The 18,635-nt window shown below is 31.4% G+C and carries 16 protein-coding genes and 1 tRNA gene; 1 reads left to right on the plus strand and 16 read right to left on the minus strand.

What is annotated here, in order from left to right:
- The 3 genes from JMO20_RS02925 to JMO20_RS02935 form a co-directional block, all read right to left on the minus strand.
- The coding region (locus JMO20_RS02925; protein WP_202708026.1) for a formate--tetrahydrofolate ligase at positions 1 to 216 on the minus strand (216 nt) is incomplete at its 3' end.
- A gap of 131 nt (positions 217 to 347) precedes the next feature.
- Positions 348 to 1,544: an MFS transporter gene (locus tag JMO20_RS02930; protein WP_207753421.1), complete on the minus strand. Its 1,197-nt coding sequence runs from the start codon at positions 1,542 to 1,544 to the stop codon at positions 348 to 350.
- A gap of 253 nt (positions 1,545 to 1,797) precedes the next feature.
- A complete protein-coding gene (locus JMO20_RS02935; RefSeq protein ID WP_202708030.1) occupies positions 1,798 to 3,126 on the minus strand; it encodes an aminomethyltransferase family protein in 1,329 nt (442 codons plus the stop codon).
- 166 nt (positions 3,127 to 3,292) lie between these two features.
- On the opposite strand from JMO20_RS02935, the gene JMO20_RS02940 reads away from it, so the two are divergent.
- A complete protein-coding gene (locus JMO20_RS02940; RefSeq protein WP_202708032.1) occupies positions 3,293 to 4,807 on the plus strand; it encodes a PucR family transcriptional regulator in 1,515 nt (504 codons plus the stop codon).
- A 50-nt stretch (positions 4,808 to 4,857) separates the two neighbouring features.
- On the opposite strand, the gene JMO20_RS02945 is transcribed toward JMO20_RS02940, so the two are convergent.
- From JMO20_RS02945 to JMO20_RS03005, 13 genes are all read right to left on the minus strand, one after another.
- Entirely contained in the window at positions 4,858 to 5,151 is a 294-nt protein-coding gene (locus JMO20_RS02945; protein ID WP_202708033.1) for a P-loop domain-containing protein, read from the minus strand.
- A 257-nt stretch (positions 5,152 to 5,408) separates the two neighbouring features.
- Positions 5,409 to 6,758: a short-chain fatty acid transporter gene (locus JMO20_RS02950; protein ID WP_202708035.1), complete on the minus strand. Its 1,350-nt coding sequence runs from the start codon at positions 6,756 to 6,758 to the stop codon at positions 5,409 to 5,411.
- Positions 6,759 to 6,866: 108 nt separating this feature from the next.
- Entirely contained in the window at positions 6,867 to 7,529 is a 663-nt protein-coding gene (locus JMO20_RS02955) for a 3-oxoacid CoA-transferase subunit B (RefSeq protein WP_202708037.1), read from the minus strand.
- Complete coding sequence (gene atoD / locus JMO20_RS02960) at positions 7,529 to 8,182, minus strand: acetate CoA-transferase subunit alpha (RefSeq protein WP_202708039.1); 654 nt, start codon at positions 8,180 to 8,182, stop codon at positions 7,529 to 7,531. The genes JMO20_RS02955 and atoD overlap by 1 nt, the downstream gene beginning before the upstream one ends.
- A gap of 36 nt (positions 8,183 to 8,218) precedes the next feature.
- Positions 8,219 to 9,397 (minus strand): acetyl-CoA C-acetyltransferase, encoded by a 1,179-nt coding sequence (locus JMO20_RS02965; protein ID WP_202708041.1) that lies wholly within the window; start codon positions 9,395 to 9,397, stop codon positions 8,219 to 8,221.
- Between the two features lie 312 nt (positions 9,398 to 9,709).
- Positions 9,710 to 11,455, minus strand: coding sequence for a sigma 54-interacting transcriptional regulator (locus tag JMO20_RS02970; RefSeq protein WP_202708042.1), 1,746 nt, complete (start codon positions 11,453 to 11,455; stop codon positions 9,710 to 9,712).
- Positions 11,456 to 11,579: 124 nt separating this feature from the next.
- A complete protein-coding gene (locus JMO20_RS02975; RefSeq protein WP_202708043.1) occupies positions 11,580 to 13,007 on the minus strand; it encodes a hypothetical protein in 1,428 nt (475 codons plus the stop codon).
- 95 nt (positions 13,008 to 13,102) lie between these two features.
- The gene (locus tag JMO20_RS02980; protein ID WP_202708044.1) at positions 13,103 to 13,411 is read right to left on the minus strand and encodes a YkvA family protein; all 309 of its coding nucleotides are present in this window, start codon (positions 13,409 to 13,411) and stop codon (positions 13,103 to 13,105) included.
- A gap of 164 nt (positions 13,412 to 13,575) precedes the next feature.
- The gene (locus tag JMO20_RS02985; RefSeq protein ID WP_202708046.1) at positions 13,576 to 14,052 is read right to left on the minus strand and encodes a DsrE/DsrF/DrsH-like family protein; all 477 of its coding nucleotides are present in this window, start codon (positions 14,050 to 14,052) and stop codon (positions 13,576 to 13,578) included.
- A gap of 61 nt (positions 14,053 to 14,113) precedes the next feature.
- On the minus strand, positions 14,114 to 14,497 hold the full coding sequence (locus JMO20_RS02990) for an adenine nucleotide alpha hydrolase family protein (protein WP_202708047.1): 384 nt from the start codon (positions 14,495 to 14,497) through the stop codon (positions 14,114 to 14,116).
- Positions 14,498 to 14,756: 259 nt separating this feature from the next.
- Positions 14,757 to 14,853: transfer RNA gene (locus JMO20_RS02995), tRNA-Sec, on the minus strand.
- Between the two features lie 208 nt (positions 14,854 to 15,061).
- The gene (locus JMO20_RS03000) at positions 15,062 to 16,285 is read right to left on the minus strand and encodes a methyl-accepting chemotaxis protein (RefSeq protein WP_202708048.1); all 1,224 of its coding nucleotides are present in this window, start codon (positions 16,283 to 16,285) and stop codon (positions 15,062 to 15,064) included.
- Between the two features lie 500 nt (positions 16,286 to 16,785).
- The gene (locus JMO20_RS03005; protein ID WP_202708049.1) at positions 16,786 to 18,465 is read right to left on the minus strand and encodes a methyl-accepting chemotaxis protein; all 1,680 of its coding nucleotides are present in this window, start codon (positions 18,463 to 18,465) and stop codon (positions 16,786 to 16,788) included.
- Between the last annotated feature and the right edge of the window lie 170 nt (positions 18,466 to 18,635).

An 18,635-nucleotide genomic window follows, 5' to 3' on the forward strand; every position in this document is an offset into this window, starting at 1 on the left:
AGTTTTTCCCTCACCTGCTGGAGTTGGGTTAATTGCAGTAACTAATATTAACTTTCCATCTTCTTTGTCTTTTAGACGCTTAAACACATCTAAGGATATTTTAGCTTTATAGTTACCATAAAGCTCAACTTCATTTTCTTCAATTCCTAGTCCTTTAGCTACTTCCACTATTGGAAGCATCTTAGCTTCTTGTGCTATTTGAACATCTGTTTTCATTTGAGTATCTCTCCTTTTTTTCTATTTAAATCAACACTTATACATATTATATAAATTAACTCCTTTAGTGTATATTCATAAAATTATGTATTTTTATGATCTATACACTTAAGGACATTTTAGCTTTATAATTATTCTTTAGATAGCTTAGCTTTTAAGTTTGGTAAAAAGATTACCAGTATACACATTATGAGCATACAAACTGCAGCAAGCCCAAACGCTAAATTATAATTTTCTCCTGCAAGTGGAGTTACGATGTAAGTGGGTATTATAATAGCCCCTAATAGCTGCATTGTAGCTAACAGTCCTCCAGCAGTACCAGCATATGCTCTTCCGATTTCTTTTAATAACATTGGAAATGACATAAATATTGGTATGGCAGCTCCTATAAAGAAACCTGTCAAGATCATTGCTGGCCAAATCATAATTCCATTAACTTTCCAAGCATAAAAAACTCCAACTGAACCTAGTATTCCTATTACCATAAGATATAAGCGAAAAGAGCTCACACGCTGACTAATAATGGGACTTAATATACTACTAATCAGTATGCCTAACATAACCATAGAGCTTAGTAAACCAGCAGTGACAGTATCTATTCCCCTAACATCATTTAATGCTCTAGGCAAAAATCCATTAATAACCATCGTGCAACCCATTACCAGTATTAATCCAAATCCACCTATCCAAATTGATTTGGAACTTGTCACTTTACGAATATCCTCTATCACTGACTTATCTTCTCCAACTGGTGTACTCTTAGGTTCACTCTTAATAAAAACTATCCAAAGAATCATTGAAATTATAGATAAAATACCTGCCACTGCATAGGCACTATTTATTGAAGGATATAATGCAGAGGTTCCCATTCCAATTGTCATCCCTAGTGTGCTTGCTGATAGACATATTCCCATACTTTTGCTCACTTGTTCTGGTGGAAACCAATTGCCTAAAATTTTTGATAGATTGGCATTTATAAATGCTACACCAAACCCTGAAAGTACCATTAATAAAAACATTTGCCAATAATTTGTGGCCATAAAACGAAGGGTAGTTCCAATACTTCCAATTATTAACCCTATAGCAATAATTGGCTTAACCTTAATTCGATCAGATATCACACCTACTATGATACTAAAAAGAATAGCTGGTATCATAGGAGCAGTAAGAATACTTGCAAATTGTACATTTGTTAAATTTAATAAATCTATTATTTCACTTGCTAGAGGTGATACTTGAAATTGTGCATATGCACCCGAAAACAAAGCTATCCAAATTATTATTATAACTTTCCATCGCTGTGAATCCAATGTTTTCTCTTGATTCATTTCAATCACTTCTTCCTTAATTGTTTTATGGAATTCAATAAATATTTTTTCTAAATAAAATATCAAACTAGAAAGACTTCTTAAATCCTTTTTTTCTCCATTAAAATATAAAAAGAGTAGCGAAGCGATTCCTCACCTCGCTATCTCTATTGTAAAATCATACTAAATACTTATTAAACTGTGATAATTATTTTGTCAGCAAATAACGTTTTCCCTATAAAACATTATTTGTAAAAACTTTTTAAACTGTCCATTATCCTTGATAGCGTGGAATTGATTCTACGTCTATCTCCTTATTATTTTCAAGATTCATATAAGGTGTACGAGCTACCTTAACACGGATTTCTTTTTGTGGTTTTCCTGGGGTTCCCCATATTACAGTTAATTCGTTTCCTTCAAAAGCATGTTCTTTTTTTACGAATCCTAATGAAATCATTCTTTGATAATAGTAACTATTTAATCTTCCACTTGATATACCTATCATCTCATCTCCAGCCATTACTTTATCGGCATGATAATACATACTGAATCCACTGTTAAAATACATATCCATTGGACGATCGTCCATGGTTTCATATGGTTCAACATCTTTACCCCTAAATTGTGATGCAAATATTTCCCCTAAATCATCTGGATTCCATTCTAAGGTTACCATTGTTGTTGTAGGATTTTTTGATATTTCCTCTAAAGCATTTCTTCCTGGAAAATCATGATCAAATTTAATTAAAAATTTCCAACCTACATCATAAGGGGTCAAGAAGCGAGCTTCCAAATCATCACCTACACTTCCCACAAGCTTTCTATTAAGATTGAAATATCCCTCCATTGGCTTATCTGAAAGATATTCTGCTAATCCAGGAGTCTCATACCAAGGTAATGGATAATGCATGTTGATATTAGGAAAACCAGCTTCAGTATGATTCATCGTATAAGCAACTTGTCCTAACTTCTTAGCTCCATATTCCTTTGCTATTTCCCAGATACATTCATATACCTCATAAAGTTTATCCATATCACCATGTACCTCATATCCTAAAGTACCAGCCATCCCTAATCTAAGAATCCTTACTTCAACACCAGCAATTTTTGACATTCTATGTTTAGCAAATTTTATGTCATGTAAATCACTTTTAGAAGCTTGTTCAAGAATTTCCAATGACTTAGGTCCAGCAATCTGTATGAAAAACTCTTTCCCTGTCATTTTTGTTCCTTCAATATTCATATCAGAAATTGAAACATAATAGTCGATGACAGGACTTAGCCAATATGTCCTAAAAGTATTTTCATCAATCATCATGACAACGCCATCAGTTAGAATTTGTCCTTTCTCGTTACATAGCACTGCATGTCTAATGCTTCCTATTTTCATCTTTAAAAAATTATTTACGCATATTGATGTAAGAAATTTAGCAGCATCAGGTCCCTTAACATCATAAATTGGAGAATTGTTTAATATTGTACCTACCCAAGCCGTTGATTTTGATGCTAAAATCTCATCCTTATATCCTGTATATTCATAAGGTATGAGATTCCCTCCTTGATTGAATAAAGTAAATGCATCTTTGTTAATTGGATTTAACATAGATATTCTCTCCCTTCTTAATTGAATAAAGTGATCTTTTCATACTATTCAAACAATTCACTTTGTTTTTATTATATTTAACTTGCATCAATAAGTCATTGTACATATAATGAATTTAATAGGTATTCAATTTATACAATTTTGTATAAAAGAAATGGAGGATATTATGAAATTAAGTATTCATATTATTTACGATAGAATTATTTCTAGTGATAGCTACATAATTGCAAGTAAAAATGTTTATTTCAATCTACAGGGCGTTAGAATTTATTCAGAATCTTCATCAATATTGTCTAAAGATCTAATCTATATTATCAAACCAAATCAGCTTGCTTCTATAACATCAGATACCAATTTAAATTTCATTTGCTTAGGCAATATAGATAAAAGTTTAATAAATGATAAGTGGTCAATTATAATTCTGCCTTCTAATGATGATGTAGATGATTTACTTGAAAAAGTTCAAGCCATTTTTGAAGAATATAATGAATGGATTAGTGATATCAATAATTCAATCTTTAAGGAAGACTCGTTGCAATCAATTCTAGATAAGGGTAGTATCTATTTAAAAAATCCAGTTGCTTTATTCGATAATCTACAAGGATTATTATTAAAAACCAGCAACTTAAATTTAAACAACCTAGATCCTATTTGGTCGTATGTCCTTAATAAAGGATATTCTTTTAAAGAGGCTGAAAGTGATTTTCTTGAGCAAAAAGTAAGAAAGAGCCATAGTCCCTTTTATTATATTTCACCTGGACGATTCCGAGATATAAATCGACTTATAGCACCTATTATGGTGAAAGATTTATACTTTGGTGTTATAGCTATGACAGACTTATATAGTCCAATATCAAAATCTGAATATGCTAATCTATGTCTACTACAAGAGATTATAGAAAACGCTTTGAAAATAAATAATCCATATTTTTCACATTCAGAAGCCCCATGGTATATGTATCAATTAATAAATAAAAATTATGTTGATCATAGCGTAGTTTCTCACCACTTGGGTTTGAGAGGAAGAAAAGTTGATGACAAGTATTTCTTATGGTGTTTTAGTCCCTCTGAAAAAATAATTGCTGAGAATTTTAATATCCAGAGTTACTTGCACCATATATCAAAGTTATTTGAATCAAGCATTGTATTCTGTCATGACAATATGATACTGGTTTGCGATTATAATCTAAATAACTGTGAAGATAAATATTTTAGAGATATGGTACTTGATTTACTATCAAGAACTGGGTTTAGAGTTTCTACGAGCATGGTATTTAGTAGTATTTTTGAAATTGGTTATGCTTTTAATCAATGTCTAATTACTAATGATTTTTATGAAAAGAAAGACACTCAAATAATTAGTTTTAATGAAATTTACTTTGACTATATATTGACTACTATAGAGAAAAATACAGAATTGGACGTTTTAGTAACTCCTAAAATTCGCAATTTAAATCCAAAAGATCCATATGGAAGAGATCTTTTATTGTCTCTACAAGCTTTTATTACCAATGGAAAAAGTATAACTTCTACTGCTAAAACTCTAAATGTTCATCGTCATACTGTAGTTTATCGCTTAAATAATATAAAAAAAATAACAGAGATTGATTTTGATAAGCTTGATGAGGATACAATGCTTCAATTATATTTATCATGTAGAATCCTATTGAGAAACTCTTAGTATTCTGATAAAACTCAAACTACTGATAAAGTTTAGTAACTAAATTGTGTTTACGCCACACCAACATGTGGTGCTGTACCATCAATCATAGCTACTCTTAGCTTTGGTATAACTATACCATCAATTGAGTTATTATCTGACGAACAGTGATGATATTCAACATCATAGCCTCTATCTAGCATATCTTGAGCAACTTTTTTCATCATTGATGATTTTCCTGTGCCAGGTCCTCCTTTGATTACAAATATTCTGTTAGCATCGTTTTCAATTATGTAGTCATAGTACGAGAAAAAACCCTTTGATGTGTTGCCTCCTGGAAATACTCTTTTAATTTTTCCGGTCATGAATATCCTCCCTTTATTAATTATTGATATCAAAAATTTATCAACTTATTATACATACTATGAAAAGATCTTTATTTGGTGCATAATTATCTTTTATTCTCTTAATAAGGAGATGGGATACTAGAATCAAGAGTTAATAAAAATTCTCCTATGATATAATCAGATTTTATTATCAATCTGTATATCATAGGAGAATTTATCAACTTTTAAGTAATGTTTGATTAAATAACTTGCAATATTATTTTATTACATTAAATCTATAACAACATTAATCCTAGAGCTAAAATAATACCTGTGTATATTAAATCAATTATACAGAATCCCATAATATCCTTAGCTCCAAGTCCTGCAATACCAAGTGCTGGCAATGCCCAGAAAGGCTGAATCATGTTGGTCCAAGCATCTCCCCAAGCAATAGACATTGCAGTTTTAGCCGCTGGTACTCCAAGCTCTAGCCCTGCTGGCATCATAATTGGCGCTTGAACTGCCCATTGTCCTCCACCTGAGGGAACAAAGAAGTTAACAAGTCCTGCACTCAAGAATGTAAAGAATGGGAATGTAGTAGAATTTGAAATACTTACAAACCAATTAGACATTTCTCCTGCTAGTGATACTCCCGCTACATTTCCTCCAGTCATCATACCCATGATACCTGCATAGAATGGGAACTGAAGAATAATTCCTGCTGTACCTTTTGCAGCAGCTGCTATAGCATTTAAGAACCTTCTTGGGTTTCCATGAAGTAAGATACCTGCAAATAGGAACATAAAGTTAACTATGTCTAAATTTAATTTAAATCCATTGTTAGCAAAATAATAAATTACAAATATTAGACCCATACCGCCTATGATAATTGATAGTACTGGACTATTCTCCATTCTATCAGCTGGAGTCATTTTACCTTTTGGAATAACTACTTCTTCCTCTTCTTCTAGTAGCTTTGGATCTACCGTTACAGCTAAATCTGGACTAGGATGCATAGCCCTATTTACAAATGGTAATGTGAATATTATTATTGCAGACAGAATTAAGTTAAAAGAAGAAAATATTGTACTGCTTGTAGCTATTGGATTAGTTATAACTCCTTTTGTTGCTGTAGCCAAGTCTGGACCTGCAGTAGCAAGCTTTAATGGAATTGATCCAGAAATACCTGCATGCCATACTAAGAAACCCGAATAAGCAGCAGCAATTAATAGCCTGTAGTCTACACCCTTTACTTGCTTAGCTAATTGCCTAGCATATAAAGCCCCTATAACTAGACCAAAACCCCAGTTAATCCAGCAAGCTATAGCTGAAACTAATGATACTGCAAATATTGCTTGAGTTGGAGTTTTACAAAAACTAGCTAAATTTCTTAAACCTTTCTTGATGATTGGTGCATTAGCCAAAGTATGACCAGTAACTAGCACTAAAGCCATTTGCATTGAAAATGATAATAGGCTCCAGAAGCCACCACTCCAATGAATAATCATGTCCATTGGTCCTTGTCCTGTTAACACAATACCTAAAATAAATACTAAAATAGTTAAAATAACTGCAAATAGGAAAGGATCAGGTAAGTACTTCTGAACTAATGTAACACAACCATTAGTAAATCTTTTAAACATATTTTGTGCCCCCTTATTTTTATTTTATAAAGGCACTATTTTTTCAATAGTACCTTTATATGCTTTATTAAATTGCAATTTATTACGATAAAGGCTAATAAGTTATTTTTATTTTAATTCCATTCTTTTTAAATTCTCTGATATTATCAATTCTGCTTCTGTAGCAGCCTTTACATCCTCAACACTAACCTCTGGCCCTAATTCAGTAACTAATAATCCATCTTTGGTGACCTTCATAACAGCCATTTCAGTAATTATCATATCTACTTGGCCTGCTGCTGTTAATGGTAAGGTACACTCATTCAGGATTTTAGGTTTACCTTTAGCAGTATGTTGCATAGCTATGATTACCTTCTTAGCTCCTACTACTAAATCCATAGCTCCTCCCATTCCAGGTACCATTTTTCCTGGTATCATCCAGTTAGCTAGGTTCCCTTTTTCGTCTACTTGTAGAGCCCCAAGTACTGTTGCATCAACATGTCCTCCTCTAATTATTGCAAAGGAAGTTGAGCTATCAAAGAATGCTCCACCAGCCTTAATAGTAACTGGTTGCGCTCCAGCATTAGTCAAATCTTTATCCTCTTCTCCTTCTTTAGGAGCTGGACCTAATCCTACAAATCCATTTTCTGATTGAAATATAACATCAATGTCATCAGATATATAATTGGCAACCATTGTTGGCAATCCAATACCTAAGTTCACTACATCTCCATCTCTTAGTTCAAGGGCAACTCTTTTTGCAATAATTTCTTTTATTTGTTGTCTATCCATTATTTTGCACCCCCTACAATATAGTCAATGAAGATTCCTGGAGTCATTACATTATTAGGGTCAATTTCTCCTATTTCAACAATTTCTTCTGCTTCAACTATCACAGTATCAGCAGCCATAGCTATAAGTGGATTGAAATTTCTAGTAGATTTGTTGTAATAAATATTTCCTTTCTTATCTACAATAGATCCTGCCAATAATGCTACATCTGCCCTTAATGGTAGCTCAAGTAAGTATTCTTTTCCATCTATCTCTATTTTTCTCTTACCTTCTTCTACTACTGTTCCTATTCCAGTTGGTGTCAAGAAACCTCCTAATCCTGATCCACCAGCCCTTACTTGTTCTGCTAGTGTGCCTTGAGGAACTAGATCAACTTCCATTTCTTTTTCATTCATTTGTCTTCCAGTTTCAGCATTTGTTCCAATATGGGAAGCAATCACTTTTTTAACCTGTTTATTTACTATTAGCTTTCCTAGTCCAATTTCAGGAAAAGCAGTGTCATTAGCTATTATGGTTAAATCTTTAACACCCTTTTCCACCAATGCATCTACAATTTTATGGGGTGTTCCAACACCAAGGAATCCGCCAATCATAATCGTCATTCCATCTTTGATATTATCTATCGCTGCTTCTATGGATATAATTTTATTCATTCTTTATACCTCCATAATCATTTAATATACTATTTCTTATCTTTCTACAATAACAGCTGTTCCTTGTCCTCCACCTATACAAAGAGTAGCAAGACCAGTTTTTGAATCTCTTTTCTTCATCTCGTGTAGTAATGTTACTAGAATTCTAGCACCAGAAGCTCCTATAGGATGACCCAATGCAATAGCTCCTCCATTTACATTAACTTTTTCTGTATCTAATCTTAAATCCTTTACTACTGCTAAAGACTGAGCTGCAAATGCTTCATTTGCCTCTATAAGCTCTATATCTTCAATATTCATTTTAGCTTTCTTTAAAGCTTTTTTAGTAGCAGGTACAGGTCCATATCCCATAATTTTTGGATCCAGTGCAGCTGATGCATAAGCTTTTATTGTAGCTAATGGCGCAATTCCTAATTCATCTGCCTTCTCCTTAGACATTATAACTAGCATTGCAGCTCCATCATTTATTCCAGAAGCGTTTCCAGCTGTAACAGTTCCATCCTTTTTAAACGCAGGTCTTAACTTTGATAAGCCCTCTAATGTCGCTCCAAATCTAGGATATTCATCAGTATCTACAACAATTGGGTCTTTCTTTCTCTGTGGTATTGATAAAGGAACTATCTCATCCTTAAATTTACCTTCTTTAATAGCTTTCTCAGCTTTATTTTGACTATTTACAGAAAACTTATCCTGTTCTTCTCTAGTTAAGTTCCACTTTTCTGCTATATTTTCTGCTGTTATTCCCATATGATAATCATTAAATATATCCCATAAACCATCATTTATCATAGAGTCTATCATTGTTCCATTTCCCATTCTCTCTCCCCATCTAGCTTTTGGAAGAATATAAGGTGAGTTACTCATACTTTCACTTCCACCAACAAGCATAACATCTGCATCACCAAGCATAATAGCTTGAGCAGCTAAGCTAACTGTTCTAAGTCCTGAACCACAAACCTTATTAATAGTCATCGCTGGAGTAGTATCTGGTAGACCTGCTCCTAAAGTTATCTGTCTGGCTACATTTTGTCCTAACCCAGCAGATAAAACGTTTCCAATTATAACTTCATCAATCTCATCAGGCTTCATATTTATTCTTTTTATTGCTTCCTTAGCTGTAGCAACTCCCATATCAATAGCTGATAACTTTGCTAAACTTCCACCGAATGATCCTATTGGCGTTCTAACTGCACTTGCAATAACAACTTCTCTCATATTATTAAACCTCCTAAATATTTTTTATCTTATTACAAATTAATAATAAGCAAGTTTCGTGCCACTTTATTTTTGCCTTCATATTTTATTATGAACACTAGTAATACAAAGATTTACAGAGGATATATTCATAATAGTTCCTTAGTAAATAGTATAAAAGTAATTATTGAATATATACTTTTTTCTACTACTAATATGAATATTTTTAGAAATGTACCAGAAAACCTGTAAAACAAGGGCTTTATATCAAATTATTTTGATGTAGACTATTTTCTACATAAAAAAACGAGTGTAGAATATTGTCTACACTCGTTACAGGTCTGATATACTAAGGCCATATCCCTCTATTTTTTTATATAAGGCAGTCCTATGAATTTTAAGTTTTTTAGCTGCTAAGGTTCTGTTACCATTGCTTCTTCTTAAAGCTTCTTTTATAGCCTTAATTTCAGCTTTTTCAACTATTTTCTTTAATGAAATATCCTCATTGTCTTCCCTATGACTTAATGGGGCACCAGGCAATAAATATTCAGATAGATGTTCTGGATATATAATCTTTCCTGTAGACATATGCAAAGCTCTTTCTATGACATTCCTAAGCTCTCTTACATTACCTGGCCAATCATGTTGTTTTAATTTATCTATAGTTTCTTCCGCCACCGTATTCTCTTCCATATCATGTTTTTCAATTAATTCTTTTAAGATATGCTCAGTTAAAATAGGTATGTCATCTACTCGCTCTCTTAGAGCTGGTATTTCTAATCTAATTACATTTAATCTATAAAATAAATCTTTTCTGAATTTACCTCTCTTTACCGATTCCTCTAAATCCTCATTTGTTGAAGAAATTATTCTTATATCCAATTCAACCCGTCTTGTCCCACCTATCCTCTCAAACTCTCTCTCTTCTATAACTCTCAATAGCTTTGCTTGCATATCTAATGGCATTGCTCCTATCTCATCCAAAAGGATGGTGCCACCATTAGCAAGTTCAAATTTACCAAGCTTTCCTTCTCTTCTAGCTCCTGTAAATGCACCTTCATCATATCCAAATAATTCTGATTCTAAAAGTTCCTTAGGAATTGCAGCACAGTTTATTCTAATAAAAGCACCATACTTCCTATAACTAGATTTATGTATGGCATGGGCAAAAAGCTCTTTCCCTGTACCACTTTCACCTTGAATCAAAATAGTAGAATTACTTTCCGAAGCTCTTCTAGCAATTTCCTTTAAATGTATCATTCTTTTGTTTTGAGTTATTATACTATCAAAGGAGTATCTTGCTTCCTGAAGTCTTTTTATGTCACCCTTATATAAATCAAATTTACTTTCTAGAAGCCTAAGCCTTCTGGCTAGTGATTTTAACTCTTTGACATCTTTAAAAAGAACTGTCCCTACAGCTCCAATTACCTTACCATTCTTTATAATAGGAGTCCTACTTGCAATCATGTCATGACCTTGAATCCTCTGTACTTCACATAATTCTTTCTTTCCTGTCTTGGCAACGATGTGCATCCTAGTGTTCTCAATAACCTCTTGAACAGGTCTCCCCAATACTTCTTCTTCTTTTAATCCAAACAATTTTTCATAATTCCACTTAATAATTCTACCGTTGGCATCTACTAATACGATTCCTTGATAAGCGTGATCTAAAATATCCTTTATCATTTCTAAACTGTTCTTTAATTCCTCAAGTTGTGGTTCCGATTCTCTTCTAGTATTTGTGTCATTAAAAATTAATACAGTTCCGATTAAACGTCCTTTATTTACATATGGTATATTATTAAAATATATATTCCTATTTTCAATCGTTATTTTTCTTTCAATTATTTTCTTCTCTTTCTTTATAGCCTCTAATAACTCTTTCTCTTTGAAAACATTATTGTATCTATGCTCTATTATCTGTTTCGCTTCTCTTCCATATAGCTTTTCAAAACTATTATTACAAAATGTAATAATACCTTCTACATTAATAAATACTAAACTATCGTTAATCGAGTCTAATATAGGCTTTAAAAAACTAATTCTATCGTTCATATCTATTGAAAAAGCTTCTTGCATGGCATTACCTACCTTCCTAAAATATATAAAATATGCCCTAATAAATATCCTCTACTAAAATTATATCAAAAATACAATTAAAAATAATTGTTCTTATAAAAAAACTCTAGCCTTTAGCTAGAGTCTATTTTAGTATCTCAACTTCAACCGAATCAATCCACATTTTACCTGCAGCCTTAGGAGTAACATATATCTTTATGAAATCCCCATGCAAAGTACTAATATCCAAACTATGTAAGGTCCACATCATTGATGGTATATGAACGTTCTTCGTAATTTGACTTATTATTTTATTATCATTATTAATTAATTTCAAAGTAATCATTGCGTCTAAACTAACATTTGACCTTATCCACATGGATACATCAATGTTTTTTCTATCCTTCATAAAACTAAACTCACCATCATTAAGGTCTACAACTCCTACTAAGAAATTATCTCCACTTTCCTTTTCGTTGTCCACCATAACTGACTGATTTCCCCTATAATAAGTGGAATCATCTAAAACCCCTATACGATCGTTACCACTTTGCTCTATTACATCGTTATAATATTTTGTCATTTCATCATCTACATCTATTTTATCACTGTCATCTTTATCATCAGTGTTTTGTGAATCATTGTCATTATTGTTATCATTATTGACTGTTTCATTATTTTCATTTGGATCATCTTCATCGTCATTATTTTGATCTACCACTGGTATATTTGAGTCATTTCCAATTTTATCCTTTGCAAAATCAACTAATTTACCACCTGCAAAAGCTATTAAAGGTAACAATACAATAATTATTATTGCTATCTTAGCGCCATTCTTTTTAAAGTGATAAAATCGCTTTTTACTCTTTAGATTTTTCCTCATCAAATGAACTCTATGTCCTTCTTCACTTTCTGGATTCATTAACTTATAGACTGAAGACCCTTTAAAATCAGAAACCAATTCTTCAAAGTTAAAATAATGATTATTATAACAATTAGTTATTATTTTCTTTATATCAGGAGGAATACTTTTATCTATATCTCCACCTTCTATTTCTTCTCCAGAGAATATTAAATGTAGAATGTTCCCTATCCTTTTAAAAATATCTTGAAGATCTAATTTTTCATGATCAGGATTTATAATAATACTTCCTAAAATTTGCAACCTACCTTTATCATCTACTATTAAATGATTAGAATTAAATAAAGCCTCTAATACTGATAAGGGAAGATGTCTTAACTTTAAAAGTTTGTCCAATATATAACCTGTATATGACATCTGTTTCTCAAGAGGCATTTCCTTATCTTCGCCTACTGTATCCATTAAACTAGGATGAAAAAAATATTTAGTATATATTTTTATCCCATCTTCAGTATTACTGATTTCTTCAATACTAGGAACATCCTTTTTTAACTGTCTTAAGTCCAATGCTTCTAATGTATTGTTATCAAATACAGTATTAACTAAATATAATTCTTCAGTTTCTTTATGCTTGCAAATAAGGATTTCTTGAATTGAATTTCTTAGATATACCTGAAGTTCTTCAAGATTTTCCATGATATTCTCAGCCATAATATCTTCCTTTCTGGGAAATATATTCTCATTTTATCATTTTTTTCATCATTTGTCATAATATTTTAATATATTGTATTTAAGTTGATAATATGTTACTTTTTGTCATCTTTAATATCATATTCTACATTCTCTATCACATTTCCTTTAATATTTATATCTTTTTTCTTCTCTCCTCTTTCATCTATGTAACCATCCAAATCTTTTGATAATTTACTAATCAAAAAACCTAATAATGTTAAATCATCAATTATTCCAAAATGCAATAGAATCGCTTCTGGAGCTAAGTCTATAGGACTTATGAAATATATTGCTCCAAATATAAAAGGAAGCTTTTTTCTAAATGGAACTTGACTATCAAATAAATACTTAAAAGCTAATGGTATTTTCCTAAAAAAGCTCATATAATTCCTCCTAATATTATTTATTTAAATCCATGCCTTCATATTGATAATCTCTATGAAATATCCTTCTATATAAATAATACTATATTTTAGCAGATTTTGTACAATAACTAATAAAAAAACCTATGAAACTCATTGAGAGTCATAGGTTCATCATTAATTAACTATATAAAAAGTTGTATATCCGATTGTAGAGCATCCTTTAGGTATTCATCTACTTCAATAATTTCAACCTCAGGTATAAGTTCATCTTTTTTAAATCCCATGACTTCTTGAGATAGCTTGCATCCATAAAATTTAATGTCTTTCTTTCTTGCTCCATTCAGAAAATCTGTAAGCATTGGCTTTTTCTTTTCCTTCATCATCTTCCTAAGCATTTTTTGTCCTACCCCACCCATATTCATCTTTGATAATGAAAGAGCTTCTGTCCTTTTAGGTGTAAATACTCCAAAAACTTTTTCAAAAAATGATTTGTCTTCTGTAGTATATTTTGCTGGATCTCTTAAGATAAGCAATCCCCAAAATGCAAAAAACATAGTTACATCCATATTCATTTCTTTAGCCCCATTGGCTAAGATTAGAGCTGCTAAGGCTTTATCATAGTCACCACTAAAAACTAATAAATTTAACCTTTTAGACATAAAAACACTCCCTTATAAGGATATTTTTATTCTACCCTCGGGAGTTGTTTTTAATTCTTGTTTATACTATTATGAACTTAACAGCAGGAAGCTTTTTTTGCAAATTTAATGCAAAATTATGGTTTTCAATACCTTTACCATTAGGTGATGAACCCATAATCATATGTGTTATGTTATGTTTTTTAGAGAAATCTTCAATAGCTTTAGTAATATCCTTTGATCTTAATACAGTTAAATCTGCTCCTACTTTTTTTGATACACCAAATAGATACTCTAACGCCTCTCCATCATTTCCATTATTCAAAAATGAGTCATTTTCGTTTACAACATGTATAACAAATAAATTATCATTGTCTCCCTTTAAAGTATGATGACCATTCATAATAAGTCTTTCACATGTTTTTTGCTGAGTAACACATACCATTACATTTCTAGACTTACTCATAATATAACCCCTTTCAAAACAATTACTAAACTAAAAATTATAATTGTCATTTTCTCTAACAAAATTTAATATTACCTATAATACTATGTTTCCTTGAATGAATTCTTGCTAAATAGACTTTTGTCATAAATCACTAACTCAATTTTAGCCATCACTTTATTATAGCAATCTATACTCTAAAAATAAAGTTTATTATGTTGTCAAATCATGTAATTGTGCAATAAAAAAGATAGTTACACATAATGCAACTATCAAAATGTGGCGGGAATATGTGGGAATCGAACCCACCCAGGACGCTCCTAACGCCCCGAACTGGTTTTGAAGACCAGAGGGCACACCAGCACCCATCTACTCCCAAATCCCTTGGATTTATTGACACTTGTACATTATAGCATATTTATGTTTTGTGTCAAGGGATAAATTTACCTTTATAAGAGATTTAGGTAATATTCCTCAATTATCTTTAAAAGGTATTCCTTCTAAACCTCATATAATTCTAACAACTGTACAAAAAAACAAAACCACTTGAAACTCACTTCGTCTCAAATGGCTATTACTTATTATTTAAAAACTAGTTAGTTTATCTATGGCCTGATTAATAGTATTTGAATTTGCTTCAAGTCCCTCTACATGATCATCTAATGAACTCTTTAAAGCTTCGGCTTTAGTTGCAGTTTCATCAACTGATGCTGAAATAGATTCAATGGCATTTGTAACTTGATTTACTATTTCCATTTTTGAATTAGATTTTACCCCTATCTCTCCTATTTTTGCATCTACATCTTCTATTTTTTGAATTATATATTGAAAGCTGTATTCTAATGTCTGAGTTGTACTTACACCATTCTCTATAATATCTTCTGTTGTATGAACAGCATTAATTACATTGCTAATATCCTGTTGAATTGTTGAGATCAACTCTGTTATATTAAATGTAGCTATTTTAGACTGTTCTGCTAACTTCCTAACTTCATCAGCTACAACTGCAAATCCTTTTCCATGTTCTCCTGCTCTTGCAGCTTCTATAGCTGCATTTAAGGCAAGCATATTTGTTTGTTCAGAAATCTGGTTTATCATATTTACAATATCACTAATTTTATTTGTAGACTCAGTAAGATTGCTTATTACTCCAACCATATTATCTGATGATGATGATATTTCATTAACTGATGATATTATTTCTTTTACTGAATTATTGCCATCTAATGCTGATCTATAAGCTCTTTGATTTAGTGTCTTTGTTTCTTTTGTTATCTCATTTACATCTTCGGCAACATTACTCATTTCTTCTATGCTTGTAAATATTTCTTCAATTGATTTAGAATCATCATGAGTTCTATCTGTTATATCAATGACACTAGAAGATATATTCCTCATCTCATTAAAGGAACTATTAATAATCTCTTGTACTTCTTCTAAAGAATTACTTATTTTAAACTCTTTTTCTAAGCTCTTAGCATATCCTATTGCTCCAATACACTCTCCCTTTTTATCTCTCAATGGAAAAGTAACAGCTTTAAATGGTATACCATATATTTCTTTTGGAACAATTGATTGACTTATACCATTTGTCTTAATTGTCTCTAATAATGGGTCTCCATCAGGTATTTTATCACCTACTTTAATACCTACTCTCATCTTATCCCCAGGAAAATATGCAATAAATTTTTCTTTGTTAACTACAGAAGTCATTATGTCTTCTTGGATTATGTCCTTTAAATTAGCTAAAACATCAATATAACTTCTAAATATCTTTTTACTGTTATTGTTGTTGAAATAGTTACCCAAAATAATCAATCCCCCTATATCTTAAAGTATTACTTTATTTGAAATAATACTCTGAAAAGTTAAATTTAAATTATTTAAATTATCATAATTATTAATTCGACGTTTTTCATCTTTCTCCTTTATTTTTCTTGTATTGTTGAATTATACCTATTATTTAGTTCATAATCTAAGAATGGTGAAATGTAAGTATAAATAATATAGTAATTGTAGAAGACTAGCTGTAGGTATTATGACCTTTAAGGGATGGATAGCATCGGAAAGGCTTTTGTAACTGGACTAGTGATGAGTTCACTAGCTCTATAGAGCTTAAAGCTCTACCCCAAAGACTTCAAAATAACATGCGTAACATAAAAAGTGATTTGTTATTCTATATTTAATTAGAATAACAAATCACTTAGTCTTTATTGATATCCTTCTCTTTTACTTAAAAATTGTATACTTATATATTAAATATATGGTTATATAAAATTTTAATATACAATTTCCTCATTTATAAAATACTAATTTGTCTTAAAGTTTTTAACTAGATCAGTTAGATTACTTGAAAGACTCTTCAGTTCATTCATGGCATTGCCAATACTCTTAATACTCCCAAGTTGATCTTCCGTAAGATTAGTCACTTGTTGAGAACTAGCTGATGTTTCTTCACTAGTTGCTGAAATGTTTTCAATCATTGCCAGTGCCGACTCAGTATTAGTTTCTATGCCTTCTACTTTATTAGTCACCACCTCTATATATTTAACCATTTCATTAATCATTTTTTCTATCTCTTTAAAAGTCTTCTCAGTATTATTAACTATATTGGATTGCTTGTCTATTACAGTGTTCGTATTTTCAACGTTCTGAACTATATCCCCTATTTCTACTTGAATTTTATTAATAACTTGACTAATTGCATTAGTTTGTTCTCCTGATTGTTGGGCTAATTTCCTTATTTCATCTGCTACCACTGCAAATCCTTTACCAGCCTCACCCGCTCTAGCAGATTCTATAGCTGCATTTAATGCAAGAAGATTTGTTTGATCAGATATAGAACGAATAACATTAGTAACATCACTAATCTTACCTGACTGTTGCTCAAGTAGATTTACTTTTTCAAAAACTTGAGCAAAGTACTCTTTAGTTTCATCAGATTTATCTGTTAATGCCTCTGTTATGCTAGAGCCTCTCTTAATATGTTTATTTACGTCCTCAACCAATTCCTGCATTCTTTTGGCTGAGTCATTTGTATCCTTAGTAGATTCTGTTATATCCTTCATGGATATTGTGCCTTTTTCAATATCTTCTGCAAGCGATTGACTTGCTACTGCAATTTCTTGTGTAGAGTGGGCAACTTGATCTGATGAAGCAACTGTAGCATTCACACTTTCACTGGCTGTGGTTAAAGCACTCTCTAGTTTTAATGCACTGTCTTTAATACTGATTGTAAGTCTTCTTAAATTTTCTAGCATAGAATTAAATCCTCTTGCCAAAGTCCCTATCTCATCTTTAGAATTTACTTCGATTATATCTATTTCTAGATTCCCGTTTTCAACTTCTTCCATAGCTTGAGATATATTTTCAATTGGCCTTGTGTATTTTCTAGAAATAAAGAATATGATTAATGATACTAGAACTAGTATTAATAGTCCAACTCCAATAAGTACAAATAAGGCTTTCTGTTGAGTTCCATTAAAGTCTCTATATTCACCACTTAAAGCAATAAACATGTCCCATTTTTCATAATAGGTATAATAGGCAAATTTTTCTTCACCTTCCCAATCATATGAAACTAGTTTTACCTTAGCTTCTCCATATGTATTGTTTGTAAAATCCTTCTTGCTATCTAGCATCTCTTGAATAAAAGCTTGATCTGAAAAATCCTTTCCAACATTTTCATCATTAGGATGAAAGACTACATTCCCACTTGAGTCAATGGCATATCCATATCCATTTGTACCAACGCCCCTAGATATAATATATTTTGAATAGGCTTGTTTAGCTTGCTCAATAGTCATAGCATTAGTGTCTAAACCATCTGCCACATCCCATGCACACATTATCCTTTGACCCATCTGTTTATCTAGTACCTTTTGAGATTCACCAACGATTACGTTATAACTTGGTACACCTATAGCAACCAAAGTAAAAATTATTAAAACAATACTTGCAATAGCAAGTTTTGTGCTAATCTTACGCATATATACACATCCTTTTAAGTGATTTATAAAGTAATAAATTATTACCCCTTAATTTAGATAATAAACAGGTGTATATACGGTAAAAAAAAGTAATGTCTTTAAAATTTATCTTTTAATAAGACTCCCACTTCTATAAGTGGGAGAGAAGATTTCTCTTCAGGTGGAGTAGA

The organism is Sporosalibacterium faouarense, from assembly GCF_016765695.1.
Classification (GTDB): domain Bacteria; phylum Bacillota; class Clostridia; order Tissierellales; family VENL01; genus Sporosalibacterium; species Sporosalibacterium faouarense.

What these genes read in the sequence shown, in the direction of transcription:
- JMO20_RS02965 (WP_202708041.1), bottom strand. Translation starts at nt 9,397, where the DNA reads ATGAGAGAAGTTGTTATTGCAAGTGCAGTTAGAACGCCAATAGGATCA.
- JMO20_RS02955 (WP_202708037.1), bottom strand. Translation starts at nt 7,529, where the DNA reads ATGGATAGACAACAAATAAAAGAAATTATTGCAAAAAGAGTTGCCCTT.
- JMO20_RS02945 (WP_202708033.1), bottom strand. Translation starts at nt 5,151, where the DNA reads ATGACCGGAAAAATTAAAAGAGTATTTCCAGGAGGCAACACATCAAAG.
- JMO20_RS02985 (WP_202708046.1), bottom strand. Translation starts at nt 14,052, where the DNA reads ATGTCTAAAAGGTTAAATTTATTAGTTTTTAGTGGTGACTATGATAAA.
- JMO20_RS02970 (WP_202708042.1), bottom strand. Translation starts at nt 11,455, where the DNA reads ATGCAAGAAGCTTTTTCAATAGATATGAACGATAGAATTAGTTTTTTA.
- atoD (WP_202708039.1), bottom strand. Translation starts at nt 8,182, where the DNA reads ATGAATAAAATTATATCCATAGAAGCAGCGATAGATAATATCAAAGAT.
- JMO20_RS02940 (WP_202708032.1), top strand. Translation starts at nt 3,293, where the DNA reads ATGAAATTAAGTATTCATATTATTTACGATAGAATTATTTCTAGTGAT.
- JMO20_RS02980 (WP_202708044.1), bottom strand. Translation starts at nt 13,411, where the DNA reads ATGAGCTTTTTTAGGAAAATACCATTAGCTTTTAAGTATTTATTTGAT.
- JMO20_RS02935 (WP_202708030.1), bottom strand. Translation starts at nt 3,126, where the DNA reads ATGTTAAATCCAATTAACAAAGATGCATTTACTTTATTCAATCAAGGA.
- JMO20_RS02990 (WP_202708047.1), bottom strand. Translation starts at nt 14,497, where the DNA reads ATGAGTAAGTCTAGAAATGTAATGGTATGTGTTACTCAGCAAAAAACA.
- JMO20_RS03005 (WP_202708049.1), bottom strand. Translation starts at nt 18,465, where the DNA reads ATGCGTAAGATTAGCACAAAACTTGCTATTGCAAGTATTGTTTTAATA.
- JMO20_RS02930 (WP_207753421.1), bottom strand. Translation starts at nt 1,544, where the DNA reads ATGAATCAAGAGAAAACATTGGATTCACAGCGATGGAAAGTTATAATA.
- JMO20_RS02950 (WP_202708035.1), bottom strand. Translation starts at nt 6,758, where the DNA reads ATGTTTAAAAGATTTACTAATGGTTGTGTTACATTAGTTCAGAAGTAC.
- JMO20_RS02975 (WP_202708043.1), bottom strand. Translation starts at nt 13,007, where the DNA reads ATGGCTGAGAATATCATGGAAAATCTTGAAGAACTTCAGGTATATCTA.